The sequence below is a fragment of the Actinoplanes palleronii genome (assembly GCF_016862315.1).
Taxonomy (GTDB): Bacteria; Actinomycetota; Actinomycetes; order Mycobacteriales; family Micromonosporaceae; genus Actinoplanes; species Actinoplanes palleronii.
In genome coordinates this window covers 1-3,890 of record NZ_BOMS01000193.1, presented here as the reverse complement: position 1 = coordinate 3,890, position 3,890 = coordinate 1, and the positions used below count along the sequence as shown (strand labels likewise).

The 3,890-nt window shown below is 71.9% G+C and carries 3 protein-coding genes; 2 read left to right on the top strand and 1 reads right to left on the bottom strand.

Annotated elements, in window-relative coordinates:
- Positions 1-414: 414 nt before the first annotated feature.
- Complete coding sequence (locus Apa02nite_RS49790; protein ID WP_203831428.1) at positions 415-1,584, top strand: LLM class flavin-dependent oxidoreductase; 1,170 nt, start codon at positions 415-417, stop codon at positions 1,582-1,584.
- The gene (locus Apa02nite_RS49785) at positions 1,581-2,057 is read left to right on the top strand and encodes a flavin reductase family protein (protein ID WP_203831427.1); all 477 of its coding nucleotides are present in this window, start codon (positions 1,581-1,583) and stop codon (positions 2,055-2,057) included. The genes Apa02nite_RS49790 and Apa02nite_RS49785 overlap by 4 nt, the downstream gene beginning before the upstream one ends.
- A 2-nt stretch (positions 2,058-2,059) precedes the next feature.
- On the opposite strand, the gene Apa02nite_RS49780 is transcribed toward Apa02nite_RS49785, so the two are convergent.
- On the bottom strand, positions 2,060-3,016 hold the full coding sequence (locus tag Apa02nite_RS49780; protein ID WP_203831426.1) for a D-2-hydroxyacid dehydrogenase family protein: 957 nt from the start codon (positions 3,014-3,016) through the stop codon (positions 2,060-2,062).
- Positions 3,017-3,890: the final 874 nt, after the last annotated feature.

Below are 3,890 nucleotides of genomic sequence, written 5' to 3'. Positions count from 1 at the left end.
GCCACCCGGAGGCACCCCTGACGACCAGCCGGGACCGGAACGTGCCCACGGGCAGCGACCAGCGAAGTCCGCAGCGGGCCGGGACGAGCCCACGGCGGCGACCCGCGACGACTGTCACGGGCCGAGCCCGCTCACGGCAGCAGCGCGCGGTGACTGTCACGAGCTGGGCCATGACCACGGCGGCGACCAGCGACGACTGTTACGAGCTGGGCCATGACCACGGTGGCGACCAGCGACGACTGTCACGGGCCGGAGCGCGCCCGCGGCGGTGACGCGCGGCGGCTGGCGCCGGGAGGGCTGAGGGATCGGCGGGGCCGATGGGGCGGTCGGCTTTGCCGTACCCCAAAGATCTTGATGTTGATCTAAAACCTAGTAACTCTGTAGGTAATCTCGTCTTCGAGCGAAGGACGTCCCATGTCGCTGAAGTTTCACTGGTTCCTGCCCACCAACGGCGGCGACGGGCGTCAGGTGGTCGGCGGCGGGCACGGACTGTCCGCGGGCGGCTCCGGACGGCCCGCTGACCTGGGCTATCTCACGCAGGTGGCCCGGGCCGCCGAGGCGAACGGCTTCGAAGCGGCGCTGACCCCGGCCGGCGCGTGGTGTCAGGACGCGTGGCTCAGCACCGCGATGCTCAGCCAGACCTCGGAGCGGCTCAAGTTCCTCGTCGCGTTCCGCCCCGGGCTGGTGTCGCCATTCCTGGCCGCGCAGATGGCCGGCACCTACCAGAATTTGACCGACGGGCGGCTGCTGCTCAACGTGGTGACCGGCGGGGAGAGCCACGAGCAGCGGATGTACGGCGACTACCTGGACAAGGACGCCCGCTACCAGCGCTGCGACGAGTTCCTGGAGATCGTCCGGCGGCTGTGGGCCGGTGAGACCGTCGACTTCCACGGCGAGCACCTGTCGGTGGACGCGGCCCGGCTCGACCAGATCCCCGACCCGGTGCCGGCCGTCTACTTCGGCGGCTCCTCGCCGGCCGCCGGGATCGTCGCGGCCAAGCACGCCGACGTGTATCTGACCTGGGGCGAACCGCCGGCCGCGGTGGCCGAGAAGATCGCCTGGATCCGCAAGCTCGCCGCCGAGCAGGGCCGCGGGCCGGACGACCGGCCGATCCGATTCGGCATCCGGATGCACACCATCACCCGCGACACCGCCGCGGAGGCGTGGGCCGAGGCGGACCGGCTGCTGGCCGGGATCTCCCCCGAGATGATCGCCAAGGTGCAGCAGGGGCTGCGGCTGAGCGAGTCGGAGGGGCAGAAGCGGATGCTCGAGCTGCACGGCGGCTCGAAGGACGGTCTTGAGATCTATCCGAACGTGTGGGCCGGGGTCGGCCTGGTCCGCGGCGGCGCCGGCACCGCGCTGGTCGGCAGCCACGAGCAGGTCGCCGACCGGATCGCGGAGTATGCCGCGCTCGGCATCGACGAGTTCGTGCTGTCGGCCTACCCGCACCTCGAGGGCGCGTACTGGTTCGGCGAGGGGGTGCTGCCGATCCTGGCCGAGCGGGGACTGTGGAAGGACGAGCGTCCCCGGCGGCGGCACAGCGTCGCGGTGCCGTTCGCCGCCGCGGGACGGCCGACGCCATGAGCCTGGACCCGGCCGCTCTGCGCCGGGCGTTCGGCGCCTTCCCCAGCGGCGTGGTCGCGGTCGCTGCGGCGGTCGACGGGCGCCTGCTCGGGCTCGCCGCCAGCTCGTTCACGTCGGTGAGCCTGGACCCGCCGCTGGTCTCGTTCTCGATCGCGAACAGCTCGAAGACCTGGCCGGACCTGCGCCGCGCCGCCCGCCTCGGCATCACCGTGCTCGCCGACCACCACGGCGAGACCTGCCGGCAGCTGGCCGGGCCGGTCGAACACCGCTTCGACGGCCTGCCCGCCTCGGTGACCACGGCCGGCGCGGTGCTGCTCGACGACGGGCTTGCCCGGTTCGACTGTTCGATCGACCGGGAGGTGGCGGCCGGCGATCACACGATCGTGCTGCTGCGGCTGCACGCGGTCGAGCACGCGGAGGGGGCGTCGCCGCTGGTCTTCCACCGGTCGAGCTTCGGGCGGCTCGCGGCCTGAGGTCAGGTCAGCACGCGCACCGGCGTGCCGTCGCGCCAGGCCGTGACGTCTTCGACGATCTGCTGGTACATCACCTGGTAGGTCCGGTCGGTGACGTAACCGAGGTGCGGCAGCAGCACGGTGTTCGGCGCGCCGCGCAGCGGATCACCGGCGGGGAGCGGCTCCACGTCGTAGACGTCCAGGCCCGCGCCGGCGATCGTGCCCGCGGTCAGCGCCGCGACCAGCGCGTCCCGGTCGACGATCGGCCCGCGCGAGGTGTTGATCAAGACCGCGGTTCGCTTCATGGCCGCCAGTTCGGCGGCACCGACAACCGATTTCGTACGATCACTGAGCTTGAGGTGGACCGTCAGCACGTCACTCGCCGCGAACAGCTCGTCCCGGCTGACGCAGGTGGCACCGGCCTCGGCCGCGCGCTCCGGCGTGAGGTTCTCGCTCCACGCGATCACTCGCATGTCGAACGCCTGCCCGATCCGCGCCACCTGGGAGCCGAGCCGGCCCAGCCCGAGCACGCCCAGCGTCGTACCGTTCAGATCGGTCCCGATCGTGGTCTGCCAGCGCCCGTCCCGCAGCGCCCGGTCCTCGGCGGCGACGTGCCGCTGCACCGCGAGGATCAGCGCCCAGGTCAACTCGGCGGTGTTCGAGCTGGTAACGGACCCGGCCATGGTGGTCCCGCAGACCGTGACACCGCGCGCCCTCGCCGCGTCCAGATCGATCGACGCGTTGACCATCCCGGTCGTGATCAGCAGTCGCAGGTCCGGCAGCCGCGCGAACAACTCCGCGGTGAACGGCGTCCGCTCCCGCATCGCCGCCACGACGTCGGCGCCGCGCAGCGCGCTCACCAGCGCATCCTGATCGTCGAGGTGCTCGTGCAGCACCTCGACGTCGGCCTCGGGCAGCCCGTCGAACGGCCCATAGGAACGCGCCACCCGCTGATAGTCGTCAAGCACCACAATCCGCATGATCCTCACCGTAAACCGGTGCCCCTTGCCATCGTCACACGGAGCACCCGCAGAACACGCGCCAGCTCCCCCGGTGGTCTCACGGCCCCCGCGCCCCCGGCTGGTCCGTAGGGGTGCCTAGCGACCCCGGAGGCACCCCTACGGACCAGCCGGGGGCGCGACGCTCAATGCTCGACAAGACTGGCTGGCTCCCAGAGGTGCCTCGGAGACTCGGAGACACCCCCGAGGACCAGCCCACAAACACCGGCTGACTCCCAGCGGTGCCTCGCAGGCCCGGAGACACCCCCGAAGACCAGCCGGCTCGCCGGCGCTCAATGCTCGACAAGACTGGCTGGCTCCCAGAGGTGCCTCGGGGACTCGGAGACACCCCTGTGGACCAGCTCACAAACGCCGGCTGGCTCCCAGGGGTGCCTCGCGGGGTCGGAGACACCCCTGCGGACCAGCCGGGATGCGGAGGCGCGTCGCGGGTTGGGGGGCGCGGGGCCTGCGCGGTGAGTGGCGCGGTCGTGACGCGTGGGCTGATCCGCAGCGCGGGATACCCGCGCCGGTCCGGACCGTTGCGCGTCTCCCGGCCCCGGCTGGTTCTCACGGCGGTCTCAAGGCGCCGGAGACAACCGCCACCACCAGCCGACCACGGCGAACTGGTGCTCACGGGTGCCTCAAGCCGTTCGAGAGGGCCGCCACCACCAGCCGGCCACGGCGAGCTGGTGCTCACGGTCGCGTCAAAGGCCCGGAGACAGCCGCCAGCACCAGCTGACGGCGGCGGGCTCGTGGTGAGGGCTGGCGCCGGGTGCTGGATTCGACTGCGAGTGCCAGCTGACGGGTTTCGGCTGGTAGTGAGGGGTATCTCGGGTGCCGGAGGCACCCCTGAGAG